General features: G+C 71.3%; 10 protein-coding genes. 1 reads left to right on the forward strand and 9 read right to left on the reverse strand.

Going from position 1 to position 16,949, the window contains the following annotated elements; genetic code table 11:
- Positions 1-60 precede the first annotated feature (60 nt).
- A complete protein-coding gene (locus tag ACFWXQ_RS25585; protein WP_383948407.1) occupies positions 61-849 on the reverse strand; it encodes an aldo/keto reductase in 789 nt (262 codons plus the stop codon).
- Positions 850-1,141: 292 nt separating this feature from the next.
- Between ACFWXQ_RS25585 and ACFWXQ_RS25590 the strand changes: the two genes are divergently transcribed.
- Positions 1,142-1,930, forward strand: coding sequence for a Tat pathway signal sequence domain protein (locus ACFWXQ_RS25590; protein WP_383948398.1), 789 nt, complete (start codon positions 1,142-1,144; stop codon positions 1,928-1,930).
- Here ACFWXQ_RS25590 and ACFWXQ_RS25595 read toward each other — a convergent pair.
- The 8 genes from ACFWXQ_RS25595 to ACFWXQ_RS25630 all read right to left on the reverse strand — a co-directional run bounded on the left by ACFWXQ_RS25595 (position 1,915) and on the right by ACFWXQ_RS25630 (position 16,863).
- Entirely contained in the window at positions 1,915-5,094 is a 3,180-nt protein-coding gene (locus ACFWXQ_RS25595; RefSeq protein WP_383948404.1) for a BTAD domain-containing putative transcriptional regulator, read from the reverse strand. The two genes, ACFWXQ_RS25590 and ACFWXQ_RS25595, sit on opposite strands and share 16 nt — an antisense overlap.
- Positions 5,095-6,155: 1,061 nt before the next feature.
- Complete coding sequence (locus ACFWXQ_RS25600) at positions 6,156-7,025, reverse strand: trypsin-like peptidase domain-containing protein (RefSeq protein WP_383948396.1); 870 nt, start codon at positions 7,023-7,025, stop codon at positions 6,156-6,158.
- Positions 7,015-7,326 carry a CU044_2847 family protein gene (locus ACFWXQ_RS25605; protein WP_383948393.1) on the reverse strand — a complete coding sequence of 104 codons (312 nt, stop codon included), beginning with the start codon at positions 7,324-7,326 and terminating at the stop codon, positions 7,015-7,017. The genes ACFWXQ_RS25600 and ACFWXQ_RS25605 overlap by 11 nt, the downstream gene beginning before the upstream one ends.
- An 87-nt stretch (positions 7,327-7,413) precedes the next feature.
- Positions 7,414-8,325, reverse strand: coding sequence for an ABC transporter ATP-binding protein (locus ACFWXQ_RS25610; RefSeq protein WP_383948391.1), 912 nt, complete (start codon positions 8,323-8,325; stop codon positions 7,414-7,416).
- Positions 8,322-11,702 (reverse strand): ATP-binding cassette domain-containing protein, encoded by a 3,381-nt coding sequence (locus tag ACFWXQ_RS25615; protein ID WP_386269243.1) that lies wholly within the window; start codon positions 11,700-11,702, stop codon positions 8,322-8,324. Before ACFWXQ_RS25615 ends, ACFWXQ_RS25610 begins: the two co-directional genes overlap by 4 nt.
- 86 nt (positions 11,703-11,788) lie before the next feature.
- The gene (locus ACFWXQ_RS25620; protein WP_383948386.1) at positions 11,789-13,045 is read right to left on the reverse strand and encodes an ABC transporter substrate-binding protein; all 1,257 of its coding nucleotides are present in this window, start codon (positions 13,043-13,045) and stop codon (positions 11,789-11,791) included.
- A 161-nt stretch (positions 13,046-13,206) separates the two neighbouring features.
- Positions 13,207-15,033, reverse strand: coding sequence for an AMP-dependent synthetase/ligase (locus ACFWXQ_RS25625; RefSeq protein WP_383948383.1), 1,827 nt, complete (start codon positions 15,031-15,033; stop codon positions 13,207-13,209).
- Between the two features lie 336 nt (positions 15,034-15,369).
- On the reverse strand, positions 15,370-16,863 hold the full coding sequence (locus tag ACFWXQ_RS25630; protein ID WP_383948380.1) for an MFS transporter: 1,494 nt from the start codon (positions 16,861-16,863) through the stop codon (positions 15,370-15,372).
- Positions 16,864-16,949: the final 86 nt, after the last annotated feature.

Raw genomic sequence — 16,949 nt, forward strand, 5'->3', positions numbered from 1 at the left:
GCGAGTCGGGCGACGGCTTCCGGTGCCGCGTGTCGTACGCCGTGCGGTGCGACCGTACGGTCAGTCGTTGACGTCCGCCGGGTCGGAGCCGACGCGGCGGTCCTCGTTGAGCGCGCTGATCGCGGCGATGTCCTCGGTGTCGAGGGAGAAGTCGAAGACGTTGATGTTCTCCTTGATCCGGGACGGGGTCACGGACTTGGGGATCACCACGTTCCCGAGCTGGATGTGCCAGCGCAGGACGATCTGGGCGGGCGTGCGGTTGTGCTTCTGGGCGATGGCCACGATCGCCGGGACCTCAAGCAGGCCCTTGCCCGAACCCAGGGGGGACCAGGCCTCCGTGGCGATGCCCTGCTCCGCGTGGTACTCACGGGTCGCGTGCTGCTGGAGGTGCGGGTGCAGCTCGATCTGATTGACGGCCGGAATGACGGACGTCGCGCCGATCAGCTTCTCCAGGTGCTCCGGAAGGAAGTTGGAGACACCGATCGACTTGGCACGGCCGTCCGCGTAGAGCTTCTCGAAGGCCTTGTACGAGTCGATGTACTTCCCCTTGGCCGGCATCGGCCAGTGGATGAGGTACAGGTCGACGTAGTCGAGGCCGAGCTTCTCCAGGGACGCGTCGAAGGCGCGCAGCGTCGAGTCGTATCCCTGGTCGGCGTTCCAGAGCTTGGTGGTGACGAAGAGGTCCTTGCGGGCGACGCCGGAGCCGGCGAGGCCCCTGCCGGTGCCCTTTTCGTTGCCGTAGATCGCCGCAGTGTCGATGCTGCGGTACCCGGCCTCCAGCGCGGTGGCGACGGCCCGCTCCGCCTCGTCGTCCGGCACCTGCCAGACACCGAAGCCCAGCTGAGGCATCTCGACGCCGTTGTTCAGGATGATCGGGGGGACCTTGCTCACGAGCTCTCGATCCTTCAGTCGTCGGGTGGTACTCCCATCGTCAACGATCACGGGCCGTCGTGCATTCCTGTCCCGCTTTCCGGCCCCGTGCGAGCGCCGAGCGAATCGGAGATTGGCTGGAAACCTACCCGGGTTCGCAGGTCCGAACCATTGACCGCGTCCTGTCAGAACGGGGACTCTTCTTCATGTTGGTGAACGGGGTGCACGTATGTGAACTCAGAAACTCGACGACGAGAAGAATGAGAGACCCATGACCCCCACACGAAGGAACCTGCTCGGCGCGGCACTGGGCGGCGTGGCCGCAGCGGCCGTCGGTCCACCCGCCCTCGCGGCCCCCGCCGCGTCCTGGCAGCTGAAGTGGTCCCCGTCGGCGCGCACCAACGGGCTCGGCGCCTTCGAGACCCTGGAGGACGACCGCGCGGACTCGCACACGGCGGCCTCCCCGCACATCTTCGCCACGGGCGACAACTGGCGGTTCAACATGCACACCGTCGACCGCGACACGTCGACGGACCGTCAGCGGCACGAGGTCACGGGCCTGCGCAACGGCTCCGGCAGCAACTACCTCAAGTGGACCGAGGGCCAGACCTGGCGGGTGACGTACTCGATGTACATCCCCAGCTCCCTGAAGGCGACCACCACCTTCACCCACATCATGCAGATGAAGCAGCCCGGCACCGGCAGTTCGCCGATCGTCGTGCAGTCGCTCCGGCGGGTGAACGGCGTGCAGACCATCGAGCTGAAGCTGTTCGAGGAGGACATCCTCGTCGGCCGTACGAATCTCGAACCCCTGCACAACAAGTGGATCGACGTCGACTTCCAGATCAAGGTCGGCAACGGCTCGGCCGGTTCCGTCCGTTGGATACTGAAGAACGGCTCCACGACGGTCGTCGACGCGTCACGCACGGGCGTGGACACGTTTCTGGCCGACCGCGTACGCCCCAAGTGGGGTATCTACCGCTCCCTCGGCGACACCTCCGGCTCCCTCCAGGACTGCTATCTGCTGCTCTCGAACATGCGGGGTTACCAGTTGGTGTGAGAAGGGGCGCGGCCGTGCAGCCGCGTCTCCAGCCGACCGCGCAGTTCGGCTCCCTCCGGGCCCGGCACGCGCTCGGCCACGGCGAGCGCCTCCGTCCAGCAGGAACGGGCCCTGGCGGACTCGCCTCCGCCGTCCAGGACGTCACCTAGTACGACGAGGACGTCGGCCCGCCGCCGGTCGCCGCCCACCCTGTGGAACACGGCCAGCGCCTGCTCGGCCTCCACGGCGGCCTCGGCATGGCGGCGGGCGGCGAGCAGGATCTCGGCACGCCGGAAGTGCACCGTCCCCTCCCCGAGCGCCTGGCCCCCGTCCTGGAAGATCACCAGGGCTTGGTCCAGTTGCTCCAGGGCCCCGAGGATCTGTCCCGTGCCGACCAGGGCGAGGCCGAGTGCGTATCGGCACTCGGCCAGCGCCAGCGTGTCGGTCTCGTCGCCGAGGCGGTCGATGGCCTCCTCGGCGAGGGCGACCGCGCTACGGGCATTGCCCAGGCTCGTCTCGACGTGGGACAGCTGGCACAGCGCGCTGGCCACTCCGAACAGGTTGTCGTCCGCCCGGAACCGGGCCAGGGCCTCCCGGAGACGAAGGTCCGCCTCCGCGTGGCGGCTCTCCTGGATGGCGATGACACCGCGGTCGTACGGTGCCCAGGCGATGGTCACCGGGTCGTCGACGGCCATCGCCAGGGCCAGCGCCCGCTGGGCCTCCTCGTCGGCTTCCCGCAGGTTTCCCGCCGTCAGATGGACCGCGGTCAGAGCGGCACACGCCCGCCCCATGGCCTGGGCGTCGCGCGCCTCGTGCGCGGCCTCCTTCGCCGTGGCCGCGGTGGCCTGGTACAGCCGGTGGTGGACGGACCCCGCAAGGTCCTTGGCGCTCCACAGCAGATCGATCGCCGGCCGCAGCAGCGTGCCGTGCGCGAGCTGACGCACGCAGGACAGGACGCACGACGCCTCCGTGTTCAGCCACCGCCGGGCGTCGTCCAGATACGAGAACTCCGCGTCGTGATACCGGGTGGCCGCCAGGTGCTCCACACTCCGGTCACCGGGGTGTTCTACCGCGTACGCCTCTGCGGCCGTGGCGAGATAGAAGTCCAGCAGTCTGGCGAGGGCCGACTCCCGTTCGTCCGGGGCCTGTTCGTCCTCCGTGGCGCAGGACCGCGCATAGAGCCGTACGAGATCGTGGTAGCGGTAGCGGCCGGGTCCCGCCGACTCCAGGAAGCCGGCGTCGACCAGTGTTTCCAGGAGTTTCTCCGCGTCCTGGACCGGCTGGTCGAGCATGGCCGCGGCAGCCGCGAGCGAGATGTCCGGCCCGTTGGCGAGGCCGAGGAGTCGGAACGCCCGCGCCTGCCCGGGCACCAACTGCCGGTAGCCCATGGCGAAGGTGGCCCTGACCGCCAGGTCGCCAGCCTGCAATTCGTCGAGCCGACTGCGCTCGTCGGAGAGCTTGGCCGCCAGCACCGAGACCGTCCAGGTCCGACGGGCGGCCAGCCGGGAGCCCGCGATACGGATGGCGAGCGGCAGAAAGCCACAGGCGGTGACCACGTCGAGAGCGGCTTCGCGTTCGGGAGTGACCCGTTCCTCCCCCACGATTCTTGTGAAGAACTGAAGTGCCTCCTCCGGGCTCATGACGTCGAGGTCGACGAGGTGCGCTCCGGCCAGGTCCACCATCCGCACCCGGCTGGTGATGAGCGTGGCGCAGCCCAGAGCACCGGGCAGCAGAGGCCGCACCTGCTCCGCGTCACGAGCGTTGTCCAGGAGGACGAGGACGCGCCGCCCGTCGAGCAGGGAGCGGTACAGCGCGGCGCGGTCGTCCAGGGCGTCGGGGATCGCGGACTCGGGCGTGCCCAGACTCCTGAGGAAGGCACCGAGTACGGCCTCCGGGAGGGCCGCGTCCGGGCCGACTCCGCGCAGATCGACGTAGAGCTGACCGTCGGGGAAGGAGCGGCGGGCCCGGTGCGCGGCGTGCACGGCGAGGGTCGTCTTGCCGACGCCGCCGATGCCGGCCAGCGCGGAGATGGCGGCGACGGCGCCCGGTTCGTCGGTCAGAACCGTGTCGAGTTCGCTCATGAAGGCGGCTCGGCCGGTGAAGTCGGAGACGGTCGAGGGGAGTTGGTAGGGGCGAAGATCGGTCTGCGGTGTGACAGGGCGCTCGTGGGGAGCGGCCAGGGCGGGATCCGTGTGGAGGATGCGCTCCTGCAACTGCCTCAGGCCCGGCCCCGGTTCGACGCCGACCGCGTCCGCGAGCAGCCTTTGCGTGTCGTCGTAGACGGCGATGGCCTCCGACTTACGGCCGCTGCGGTACAGGGCGAGCATGAGGAGTTCGCGGAGGCGCTCGCGCAGGGGGTGGGCGGCGGTGAGCGCAGTGAGCTCGGAGACGACCTCCGCGTGGCTGCCCAGGTCCAGGTCCAGCTCCAGGCGGATTTCGAGGAGGTGGAGACGCCACTCCGCCAACCGGGCGCGATGCCTTTCGGCGAACGGGCCCGGCACGCCGGCCAGCGGCTCGCCGTCCCACAACGCCAGTGCCCTGTCCAGGAGTTCGCTGGCCCGCCGGTCCTCGCCCATCTCGCGCGACCGCTCGGCGTCCGCGGCGAGTTCCCGCGCCAGGCAGAGATCGATCTCGTCGGGAGCCGTCTGCAACGCGTACCCCCCGGACCCGCTGACCAGCACGTCGGAACCGAGGATCTTGCGAAGCCGGGACGCGTAGGTGCGTACAGCCGCGAGTGCCTGGGAGGGCGGGTCCTCCCCCCACATCGAGTCGATCAGCTCGGCGACCGTGGCGATGCGGCCCTCGCGCAGCACCAGGGCGGCGAGGAGGGCACGTTGCTGGGGGGAGCCGGCGGGCAGCGGCTCGCTGCCGCGCCAGGCACGGACCGGGCCGAGCACGCTGAGGCGCAGCCACGCCGAACCCTCGCGCGCCCCCCTCTGCTCGGGGCGGCGTGGCGTACCCGCGGCGGGCGGCGGGAACTGGACGCCCGGGGGCGTCTGCGCGGCGTCCCGCTCACGGGGCGGCGGGGTGCTGCGTTGGTGAACGGCGGCCCGTTGCTCGGCGGCGGCGAGCAGGGACCTGGCCCCACCGAGACGGCGGCTGTCGCGGGTGAGGCGGGCCGCTTCACCCTCGGCGGTGGCGACGCTCACCAGGGCGGCGATCGCCTGGGGGTGATGGGCCCCCATGGTCGCCGCGGCGCGCTGCGCCGCCACCGCCAGCACGTCTGCGGCCCGATCCATCCGCCTCCCGTCGCGTGCCGCACCGGCCGACTCGAACTCGGCGGAGGCCAGCGTGACCAGTGCCGACAGCGACTTCGGATGGCCGCTGCCCAGCAGGTCCACGAGGCGTCGGACGATCACTTCGAGGTCGTCCAGACACCGGTCCGCCTCGGCGTGCCGGTTCTCGCGCCGGGCCGCCGCGGTCAGGACGGAGGCCGCGAGGAGGCGGATGTCGAGGTGCGCGAGGGTGTTGCCCGACGCGGGTGGCGTGGTGCTGTCGGCCGGGGTGGACCCGCGCGAGTCCTGGGCACCGAGGCCGGGCGGGACGGCTTCGGTGGGGCGCCTGGCCGCACGGGTCACCGCCGGGTTGCCGCCGTCCAGGATGTACCTGGGCGGTGGGAGCCTGGGGCGTGGGTGCGGGGATTCCGGGCCCTCACGCGGACGTTGTGCATCCCGGTCGTCCCGGTCGTCCAGGTCGTCCAGGTCCGCTTCCGTGCCGCCGGACCGGCGGAGGACATGACGCCGGTCGTCCGGGTCCGTCGCGGCGCTGCCGAGTGGCTCCAGACGGGTCTCGGCCCGTTGCGCCGCCGTCACGGCGCCCTGGACATCCCCGAGCCGAAACCGGAGCGCCGCGAGGTTCGCGTACGCACCCGCCGCGGCCGTGCGGTCGACACGCCGCTCGCCGAACCGGCCCACCGTGGCCAGCAGACTGGCCGCGGCGGCCACGTGTCCCCGGTCCGCCAGGACAACCGCGAGCCGGTTGCGGACGGAGAGGTCGAGGGCGAGCCCTCGCGGGTCCCACATGATCCGGGACACCACGTGTTCCAGCAGGTCGCGTGAGACGTCGTGCAGATCGAGTGCGTCGAGCAGCGCGGTGAGCCGGGCGATGTCCTGGACGACCGTCGGCCGGTCAAGCGGGCGTGGATCGTCCCGGAGTGCGGCGGCGCGTTCCGCCGCCCGTGCCCGCGCCGAGACGTCGCCGCGCAGCGCCTTCTCGGCACTGGAGATGGCGTACTGCCAGAGGTCCGTCATACGCTCCCGCCTGTGGCCTCGTTCTCGATGAGCGCCTTGACGGCCATGAACTTGAGCTCGGCGATCTGGGCCGAGTCCATGATCTGGCGCTGTCCCCACTCGTCGAGTTGTAGGAGGAGTGCCTCCGTCCCCGCGAACCTCGGGGCCCGGGACGGCGGTTCGTCGTCGGCCGGAGTCTCCGGCTCCTGCCGGGGCGGCCGGATCACATCGATGAGATGGGCGACGTCGAGGTGGTCGAAGCGCCGCATCGCCTCACCGATCGTGGCCGCGAACAGGACGTTGGCCGCGCGGGTGCCGTCGGCCCTGTCCTGCGCCTGTTCGATGAGGATGCCCACGACCGCGGGCTGTCGACTGCCTCCGTCGAGGACGCCTTCGACCGGCCCCCCGGAATAGCCCGAGTAGTCACCGAGGACCTGGTCCGCCGTCAGTTGCAGCGCCTCGATGGTCGCGCCGCCGACGCACTGGTGCAGGGCGGAGCCGTTGCTGACGTTGCCGCTGAGGTGTACCTCGTGAGCGGCCGGCCGATAGGGGCCACGCCAGCGGTCCCCGCCGCGGGCGACGTCGGCCGCCGGGATCGGCAACGTCACCTGGTGCTCCGCGTGGATCTCCACCAGGGCCAGATCCGCGTCCTTGTCCTGTCTGCACACCCGCCCCCCGATCCGCTGACCGTCGGCGAGAACGATGCCCACCTGCGAGTCGGAAGGCAGCCCGCTCAGACAGTGCAGGGCAGTGAGAACGAAGCGGCGCGTGAGCAGGAACCCACCGCCAAGCCGCTGTCGAGCCTGATAGAGCTCGACCCAGTAGCCCGCGCCGGTCATCGAGTCCCCGTCGTCGCCTTCTACGACCCTGGGTTGGTCACCGCGCACCCGGTGTCCGCTCCACAGTGAGCGTGACCTCGAACGAAGCCTCCGCCGACGCCTTGGAGAGGATGACACCGGCCTCGGCTGCGAGCGTCAGCCCGAACGTGACGTCCAGGCTGGTGACCTGCCACCCCTCGCGCTGCGGTACCTGTTCAAGGGACTGCTGGGCGATGGCCGAGGCCTGGACGATCGCCTCTTCGATCTCGGCGGCGCGCTCCCCCAGGGACGACGTCGCCCGCGTTCTGCTCGCGATCTGCCGGTTGCCGGCCGCGTCGAGCGCGACCGTCTCGACCCTGACGTCCGCCATGGCTGCTCTTCCCCCGTACGCCTGCCCGCCGCCGTCGACGATGGCATCCGATCTCCGCGGAAGCCTAGCCGCGCGGTCGCGCACGTGTTACCGCTTCTCGTGACAAGTCACCGTGCGAACATGGTGGTTGGTTGGTGCTGGGCTGATGTCCGTCCTGGCGACAGGTCCGGTGCCCGGCTCGTTCTGGGCCGAGGTCGTGCCCAGGTACGCGTCCCTCACCCGCCGGTCGGCGTGGACCTCGGCGGGGGTGCCCTCGGCGAGGACGTGGCCCAGGTCCAGTACGACGATCCGGGCCGACAGTTCCATGACGAAGGCGACGTTGTGCTCGACGAGGAGGACGGCACAGCCTTCCTCGTCGGAGAGCCGGCGTATGACGGACGACAGTTGACGGCGTTCGTCGGCCGTCATCCCGGACGCGGGCTCGTCCAGCAGCAGCACCCTGGGCGGGTCCGCGACCGCCCGCGCCAGCTCGACCATGCGGGCCCGGCCCACCGGCAGTGCGCCGGCGTACGTCCCACCGAGGTCGTCGAGCCCGCAGGTGCGCAGGACGGCGGCCGCCCGGGCACGACGGTCCCGCTCGTACGTACGCCGTGTCGGGGACGCCAGCAGATCTGCCGCGAGGCCGCCTCCGCCGCCGCGCCATTCCTGGGCCACGACCAGGTTGTCGGCCACGGTGAGCTGGCCGAACAGCTGCTGCCGCTGGAAGGTGCGGCGCATACCGTGGCGGGCGCGCCAGACGGGGGAGCGGCGGGTGACATCCGTTCCGTCGAGGCTGACGCGGCCCTCGTCCGGGCGCCGGATGCCGGAGAGCACGTCGAAGAGGGTCGTCTTTCCGGCACCGTTGGGGCCGATGAGCCCGCAGATCTCCCCGGGACGGAGCGTGAGGCTCACGTCGTCGAGCGCCCGGATGCCACCGAAGCGGACGCCGATGCCGGTGGCCTGGAGGGCGGGCGGCACGGGGTGTTCGAGGTGCTCGGGGTGCTCGGGGGTGATGCTCATGGCCGGACCCCTCCCCGGGGCTGGGACGGGCTGGTCGGATTCACGGGGGACGCGAGGCCTGGATCGGAATCGGGCGTGGCCGCGGCGGCCGCACGCGCGCCCAAACCCAGATACGCCTCCGTCAGCCGGGCCGTCTCCACGGATGCCCGGGGGCCGCACCACGTCACCCGCCCCTGCGCGAGGTACGCGACCGTGTCCGCGACGCCCAGCGCCTCGGTCGCCTTCTCCTCGACCAGGAGCAACGCCGTTCCGGTGTCGCGGAGTTCGGTGAGGAGGCGGAACACCTCCTCGACGATGCGCGGGGCGAGGCCGAGGGACGGTTCGTCCGCGATCAGGACCTTCGGGGGGCGTTGGAGGAGCGGGGCGAGGGCGAGCATCTGCTGTTCGCCGCCGGAGAGGGAGCCGGCGGGCACGCCACGTCGTCCGGCGAGGCCGGGGAAGCGTTCGTACACGGCCTCGCGCCGGCTCTTCTCCCGCAGGTACAGGGCGAGGTTCTCCTCGATGGTGAGCGCCGGGAAGATGCCTCGCCCCTCCGGTGCCAGGACCACTCCGGCGCGCGACCGGCGTACGGCTCCCTCGCGGGTGGCGTCGCGGCCGGCCACGTACACCTGGCCGCCGAGCGGACCGACCAGGCCCGCCGCGACACGGCAAGTCGTCGATTTTCCGGCCCCGTTCGGGCCGAGCAGCGCGACGATCTCGCCGGGGTGCACGGCGAGGTCCACCCCGTGCAGGACGGGCGCACCGTCGTATCCGGCACGGACGGCGCGGAGTTCGAGGGCGGGCGTCGGTGCGGCGGGGGAGGAGGGGGCCGTCGGCGCGGCACCGGCTTCGGGGGCACGGGCGGGATCCCCACTCGGCGCCCGGGACGCGCCGACCGGGCTCGGGCTCGCTGTCCGAGACGCGTCGGCCGGACTGCGGCTCGATGTCTCGGACACCACGGCTGGGCTCCGGCCCGGCGTTTGGGGTGGGTCGGCTGGACCCTTGCTTGGCACCTGGGGCGGGTCGGCTGGGCCCCTGCCTGGCACCTGGGGCGAGTCGGTTGAACCCCTGCCCGGTGCCCGTGGCGGGTCGGTTGGACCTCGGCCTGGCGTCTGGGGCGGGTCGGTTGGAGCCCTGCCTGGCGTCTGGGGCGAGTTGGTTGGAGCCCTGCCTGGCGTCTGGGGCGGGTCGGTCAGATCCCCGCCCGGCACCCGGGACGAGTCGGCCGGACCCTCGCCCGGCACCCGGGACGCGCCGACCGGGCTGCCGCTGGGCGCTCCGGACAACTCGGCCCCGTTGCCGCTCCGCGCCTCGATCGGGTAGCCCGTCACGCCAGGTGCCGACTCGGGTTCGGTGCCCGTCCCGCCACTCGCCGGCCGCGACTTCGTCCCCGCCCTCGCCCCCGCCTGCGCTCCTGCCTCTTGCTCAGCCTCAGCCCCAGCGCCAGCCATCGGCCCTGTCCCCGCCCCGGCCTCAGCCGGGCCCCCACGCGCCAAGCGCCTCCGATGCACCCGCACAGACACTGCAGCGCAATACCCGTCCGGGTCGTTCGCCAGGGCCAGGCCCGCCAGGCCGAAGAGGATCACGGGGAGGTGGACGGACTCGGTGACGTAGTCGGAGACGAGGTGCGGTACGAGGGCGTAGACGAGTCCGGCGACGACCGCGAACTGCGGGCGGCGCAGGCCCGCCGCGACGACCACCGCGAGCCAGATCAGTCCTGTCATCGCGGTGAAGTCGGTAGCGGTGACACGGGTGTTGTAGGACGCGTACATCACGCCGCCGAACCCCGCGAGCCCGGCCGACAGGGTGAACAGCACCAGCTTGGTGCGGACGACCGACACCCCGGAGGCCATCGCCGCCGCGGGCGCCGAACGCACCGCGAGCATGGCCCGCCCGGACGGCGAGCCGCGCAGCGCGCTGAGCGCGGCGACGGCTGCGGTGACCAGCACGAGCAGTGCGACACCGAACGCCCGGTCGTCGTTGAGATCCACCGGACCGAAGACCGGCCGGGGGACCGACCAACCGGTGTCGCCGTTCCTCAACCAGCCGATCTGGAAGAGGACTTGGTCCGCCAGGAAGGCGAGCGCGAGGGTCGCGAGGGCGAGCGAGCGGCCGCCGAGCCGCAGCGCGGGCAGCGCCACCAGGGCACCGAGCACGGCCGCCGCGCACGTCCCCACGGCCGCCGCGGCTACGAACGGCCAGCCATGACTCATCAGCAGCCCCGCCACCAGCGCCGCCCCGGTCACGAAGGTCGCCTGAGCCAACGACACCATCGCGCCGAGCCCCGTCACCACCGTGAAGGAGACGAACACCAGGGACAGGGCGAGCCCTTGGGCGAGGATGCCGCTCCAGAACGGGGTCGTCACCGTGTAGAAGGCCACGGCCAGCAGCACGGCGGCCGTCGCCCACGGTCCCCACCGCCGCAGCCTGGACCGGCCCGCCAGATAGTCGACCGGCGGCGCGTCCACGGCCGCCGTCCCCGCCGTGCGGCTGCGCCTGGTCAGCAGGAGCAGCCCGGCGAAGAGGATCAGGAACGGTACGGCGGTACGGAATCCGGTGATCCGCTCGGCGAAACCCGCGTACCCGGCGACCAGGTTCTGCAGCACCCCGAGCCCGAGCCCGCCCGCGAACGCCAGCGGGATGGAGACGAAGCGCCCGAGCACCGCCGCCGTCGCCGAGACGAAGAGGAAGAGGGTGAAGTCGTGGGCCGACAGACCGAGCAGCGGGGTGGCCAGGACGCCCGCCAGGCCCGCGAGCCCCGACGACAGCATCCACGCGATCGACGACAGCCGGTCCGCGCTCAGCCCGCGCAGCTCCACCAGCGAACGGTCGTCGACGGCCGCCCGGAGCTTCAGCCCCAGCGGGGTGTGCCGCATCAGGACCCAGAGGCCGACGGCCACCACCGCGGTCGCGACCCAGGTGATCAGCTGGTCCGAGTCGATGCCGACACCGTCCGTCAACTGCCAGGACCTGGCCGGACTCGGCCCGACACCGGGCAGCCCGAACTGGTTCTCGGCCGGTTTCACCGACGCGCCCGCGTCCTCCAGCAGCTCGACGATCCAGAGCCCGAGCGCGGGCAGCGCCACCAACAGCCCGATGGTGGCGACGATCTGGGCCGTCTCACCGACCCGCGCCAGCTTCCGGAACATCAGCCGGTCGAGTCCCCAGCCGAGCGCGGGTGCCGCCACACAGACCAGCAGCACGGCCGTCGGTACGGCGGGCCAGCCGAAGCCCGAGTGCAGTTCGTAGAAGGCGAGTGCGCACAGGTAAGCGGTCGCGCCGTGGGCGAAGTTGAAGAGGCCCGAGGCCGAGTAGGAGAGCACGAGACCGGTGGCGAGCAGCGCGTACAGCGCACCCGACACCAGTCCGCTCAGTACGAATCCGAGAAGGTCAGCCATGCCGAGTCCCCAAATCCCCATATCCCCGAGTCGTCAAGTCGCCTTGAGCCGCGCCCACTTGAAGCCGTGCGTACGTGAAGTTGCGCCTACTTGAAGGGGATCGGCGGATAGCACCTGAACGGCGACGAGACGACGTACTTCCCGCCCTTGAGCTGGACGAGCGCCCCGCAGCCGAACGACTCCTTCTGCCCCTTGGGCTCCGCCCGGTCGCCGACCATCGTGCCGGTGTCCGTGAACCCGTCCGCCGCCTTCTGGAAGGACGCCACCGTCAGGCCCTTGCCGGCCTTCTCGGCGATGGCGAGGAAGAGATCGGCCGACATATAGCCCGTCATCATGTGCATGTTCAGGGGCACGCTCTTGCCGGCCGCCTTCGTGATGTCCTTCCTGAACTGCGTCATCGCCGCGCTGTCCTGCTCGAACGGCTGGAACGACAGCAGGACGTGCACCCCGTCGAGCGCCTTCTTCGTCGCGCTCTTCGCGAGCAGCCCGGGGTCGTAGTCGGTCGGATCGGTGAGCAGACCGGTGTACCCCGCGCGCTTGATCGCCGTGAACAGGCCGATGTTGTACGGCGTTTGCATCACCGAGACGATCGCGTCCGGGGCCTTGCCGCCGTTGCTCCGCAGGATCTCCTTCGTGTACGCCGACCAGTCGTTCGGCACGGAGGTCGCGGGCACCGAGGGCTTCGCGAACGTCACCTTGAATCCGGCCGACGCGAAGCTCTGCCTGTACGTGCGGATGGCGAACGTCCCCGCGTCACTGTCGTTGGCGAGGATCGCCACACTCCTGCCCGCCGAACCGCCCAGCACCTCCTTGAGCCCCTCGGGCCAGGTCTGCGAGATGGTGCCGCCGGGCATCGGCACCATGCAGCCGCCGAAACCGTAGATGTACGAGGGCCCGCAGAAGGACGGCAGCGTGCCCCAGCCGAAGGTGGGGACCTTCTGCTTCTGCAGGAAGTCCGCGCCGGAGAACGTCGTCGAACTCATCGGCGCGATCGCGAACACCTTGTCCTGCTGGACGAGTTTGCGGGCCGCCGTGAGGTTCCTGGCGGGATCCTGGCCGTCGTCCTCGGCGCCCAGGTAGTCGATCTTCCGCCCGTTCACACCGCCTTCGGCGTTCGCACGGTCGAAGCGGGCTCTGGCCCCGAGGTCGGTGTCCTTCTTCGAGTACCCGCTGGCGGTGGTCATCGAGACGATGCCGCCCACCTTGACGGAGGTGTCGGAGACCCCGCGTACGGAGTCCTCGGCCTCCGAACCCCCTGTGGTGGAGGCGGAGTTGCAGGCACTCGCCAGCAGAAGCGCGGTTACGGCCACCGCGGCGGCGATGGTACGGGTCGGTCGCGACACGGTCGGTCCCCCTCCGTCGGGTGACCGAAATAATCCGTGCGATCTGACGATGCGTCAATATCTGACGCATCGGTATGTGATGGGCCGTCAGGTTTGCTGCTTGTCGGCCGCGGGTTCGTCGTGGCTGGTCGCGCAGTTCCCCGCGCCCCTTCCGGGGCGCGCTACGCGCGATACAGGGCCTCGACCTCCGCGCCGTACGCGTTCTCGATCGCCTTGCGTTTCAGTTTCAGGGAGGGGGTCAGCAGGCCGTGTTCCTCGGTGAACTGGTGGGCCAGTATCCGGAACGTGCGGATCGACTCGGCCTGGGAGACGAGGGTGTTCGCGGCGACGACGGCGCGCCGCACCTCGGTCTCCAGGTCGGGGTCCCGGACCAGCTCCGACGGGGTCAGCTGGGGCTTGTCCCGCATCTGCAGCCAGTGCTCGACGGCCTCCCCGTCGAGGGTGACGAGCGCCGCGATGTACGGCCGGTCGTTGCCGACGACGATGCACTGCGCGACCAGTGGATGGTCGCGCACCCGCTCCTCCAGGATCCCCGGCGAGACGCTCTTGCCGCCGGAGGTCACCAGGATCTCCTTCTTGCGCCCGGTGATGGTGAGGTAGCCGTCCTCGTCGAGCGCACCCAGGTCACCGGTGGCGAGCCAGCCGTCGTGCAGCGCCGCGTCGGTGGCCTTCGGGTCGTTGAGATAGCCCTGGAAGACGTTGGCGCCGCTCAGCCAGATCTCGCCGTCGTCCGCGATGTGCACGGTCGTGCCCGGGATGGGCTGCCCGACGGTGCCGTACCGGGTGCGCTCGGGCGGGTTGGCGGTCGCGGCCGCCGTGGACTCGGTGAGCCCGTACCCCTCGTAGATCTGCACACCGGCGCCCGCGAAGAACAGCCCGAGCCGCCGGTCCATCGCCGAGCCGCCGGACATCGCGTGCTTGATGCGACCGCCCATCGCGGCACGGATCTTGGAGTAGACGAGCTTGTCGAACAGCTGGTGCTGCACCCGGAGCGCCGCCGAGGGCCCGGGGCCGATGCCCCACGCCTTCGCCTCCGCCGCGTCCGCGTAGCGCACGGCGACCTCGACGGCCTTCTCGAACGGGCCCGCCCTGCCCTCCCGCTCCGCCTTCCTGCGCGCCGCGTTGAAGACCTTCTCGAAGATGTACGGCACCGCGAGGAAGAACGTCGGCTGGAACGCGGCCAGATCCGGCAGCAGGGCCGCCGCGTTCAGCTGCGGCTGATGGCCGAATTTGACCCGCCCGCGGATCGCCGCGACCTGCACCATCCGCCCGAAGACGTGCGCGAGCGGCAGGAACAGCAGGGTGGCCGCCTGGTCGCCGCGCTTGGAGTGGAACAGCGGCTCCCAGCGCTCGGTGACCGTGTCCGACTCGAACATGAAGTTCGCGTGGGAGAGGACACAGCCCTTGGGGCGGCCGGTCGTTCCGGACGTGTAGATGATCGTCGCCGTCGACTCGGGCGTGACCGCCCGCCGGTGCCGGTGCACCACCTCGTCGTCGATGTGCCCGCCGGCCTCGTACAGCTCCTGCACCGCGCCCGTGTCCAGCTGCCACAGTTTGTGCAGCGTCGGCAGCCGGTCGATGACCGTGGCGATGGTCATCGCGTGGTCCTCGTGCTCCACCATCGCGGCCGAGACCTGCGCGTCGTGCAGCATCCAGAAGACCTGCTCGGCCGACGAGGTGGGGTAGATGGGCACGACCTGCGCGCCGATCGACCACAGCGCGAAGTCGAAGAGCGTCCACTCGTAGCGCGTACGGGACATGATCGCGACCCGGTCCCCGAAGCGGATGCCGTGCGCCAGCAAACCCTTCGCCAGCGCCAGGACCTCGTCCCGGAACTCGGCGGACGTCACGTCGCGCCACTGGCCCTCGTCGTCCTTGCGGCCGAGCGCGATGTAGAGCGGATCCTCCTGGGCATGTTCGAACACGGCATCGGCCAGGCCGCCCACCGGCGGTGCCGACGCCAGGGGAGGGTTGGTGAACTCGCGCAATCCCCGCTCCTTGTGGTGCTCCACAGCGCCGTGAAAGCTACCCCACCATGCTCTGCGGCGGGAGGGGCGCCGAATCGGTGTGAGGGCGGGCGTACGCACTGGTCAACAGTTGAAATACGGCCACAATGGTGCTGGCCGGGACAGAATCCTTACTCCTCCGTAAGTTTCGGACCCGTAATCTCCACGGAATCTGTACGAGTTCGCTGCGCTGGCTGGGCCGGGCGGGTGGTGGGGGTGCTTGTCGTGGTGAAGTGCGGGTTCGTACGGGCTGAGCGCGCAGTTCCCCGCGCCCCTTGGGGCGCCCCTGCGGGGCTGCCCCAAGGGCGTCGGACCAGGTCAGAGGCGCGGTGTCGGCACCCTGTCCGCCTGGGCCGGGATGTCCAGTGGTGGCCCCTGGCGTGGGCGAGGTGTGCGCACCAGCGCGAGGACCAGGGCGCCCGCGAGCGTTCCCGTCAGCCCCGCGACCACGGCTGCCGTGTTCAGGCCCGAGGTGAAGGCCGCGTTCAGGGTGTGGGAGGAGAACGTGCCTCGCAGGGCTTCCGCGCCGCCGCCCGCGAGGGTGTGTGCGGCCTCGTGCGGGAGGGTGTCCCGCATCCGGGACGTGACGACCGTGCCGAAGACGGCGACTCCGAGCGCGTACCCGAGCTGCCGGGAGGTGTTGACCGCGCCGCCCGCCATGCCCGCGCGTTCGGGCCGCACGGTGGCCAGCGCGGCGCCCGCGAGCGTGGGCGCCACCAGACCCGTACCGAGGCCCACCAGGACCAGACCCGGCACGAGGACCGGCCAGGTCGCGCCCGCGTCGAGCACCGCCTGGCAGAACATGCCGGCCCCGATGAGCAGCAGCCCGCCGCCGACGGTGATCCGGGCCGGCACGCCGTGCAGCAGCTTGCCGACGAGCACCGACGCCACGACCGAGGCCCCGGTCATCGGCAGCAGCACAAGACCGCCCTGCACCGGGCTCATCCCCTCCAGCGTCTGCAGCCAGATCGAGAGATACGGGATCACGCCGAACGCCGCCGCGTTGAAGGCCAGCGCGCCCAGCATCACGCCCACGAACGCCGGCCTGCGCAGCAGCGCGAGATCGAGCAGCGGATGGGCGGCCCGCCGCTCGACGAGGACGAAGCAGAGCAGCGACAGCGCCGCCAGCGCGTACGACACGGTCGTGGGCGTCGACGTCCAGCCGTCCGAACCGGCCCGCACCGTCGCGTACGTCGTCGCCCCCGCGAAGCACGCGAAGGTCGCCGTGCCCGCCCAGTCGACCCGCATCTCCCGCGGGCCGCGCGACTCGGGAACCACCCGCAGGGTCAGCCACACCGAGGCCACGCTCACCGGCAGGTTGACGAAGAAGATCCACCGCCAGCCGGGCCCCTCGGCGAGCAGCCCGCCGACCAGCGGACCGACCGCGGCAGCGGAACCGCTCACCGCGCCCCACACACCGAGCGCCGCCGACCGCTGCCGTCCCTGGTACACCGAGCCGAGCAGCGGCAGCGTCGTCGCGAACATCGCGGCCGCGCCCACCCCCTGCACCGCGCGCGCCGCCACCAGCATCCCGGGCCCGGACGCGAGCCCGCACCACAGCGAGGCCACCGCGAACAGCACGACACCCACCACATGCACCCGGCGCCGGCCCAGCACGTCGGCAGCCGCGCCCGCCGCGAGCAACAGCGCGGCGAGCGCGAGCGCGTACCCGTCGACGACCCACTGCAGATCGCTCAGCGAGGCGTCCAGCGCCCGCGCGATGTCGGGCAGTGCCACGATCACGATCGTCACGTCCAGCAGCAGCATGAACGTGCCAAGACAGACCGCCGTGAGCGGTCCCCATGTACGCATCCTCAACAACTCCTCGTCGTCCCACGGCACGCGCCGTGGCGTCCCTCGTACGATGGGACGCCGCCGGACGATCCAGGTGATCGGCG

It is taken from the genome of Streptomyces sp. NPDC058697 (assembly GCF_042715345.1).
In the GTDB taxonomy this organism is placed as follows: domain Bacteria; phylum Actinomycetota; class Actinomycetes; order Streptomycetales; family Streptomycetaceae; genus Streptomyces; species Streptomyces liliifuscus.

What these genes read in the sequence shown, in the direction of transcription:
- ACFWXQ_RS25630 (WP_383948380.1), bottom strand. Translation starts at nt 16,863, where the DNA reads ATGCGTACATGGGGACCGCTCACGGCGGTCTGTCTTGGCACGTTCATG.
- ACFWXQ_RS25605 (WP_383948393.1), bottom strand. Translation starts at nt 7,326, where the DNA reads ATGGCGGACGTCAGGGTCGAGACGGTCGCGCTCGACGCGGCCGGCAAC.
- ACFWXQ_RS25610 (WP_383948391.1), bottom strand. Translation starts at nt 8,325, where the DNA reads ATGAGCATCACCCCCGAGCACCCCGAGCACCTCGAACACCCCGTGCCG.
- ACFWXQ_RS25615 (WP_386269243.1), bottom strand. Translation starts at nt 11,702, where the DNA reads ATGGCTGACCTTCTCGGATTCGTACTGAGCGGACTGGTGTCGGGTGCG.
- ACFWXQ_RS25585 (WP_383948407.1), bottom strand. Translation starts at nt 849, where the DNA reads ATGCCTCAGCTGGGCTTCGGTGTCTGGCAGGTGCCGGACGACGAGGCG.
- ACFWXQ_RS25590 (WP_383948398.1), top strand. Translation starts at nt 1,142, where the DNA reads ATGACCCCCACACGAAGGAACCTGCTCGGCGCGGCACTGGGCGGCGTG.
- ACFWXQ_RS25595 (WP_383948404.1), bottom strand. Translation starts at nt 5,094, where the DNA reads ATGGGGGCCCATCACCCCCAGGCGATCGCCGCCCTGGTGAGCGTCGCC.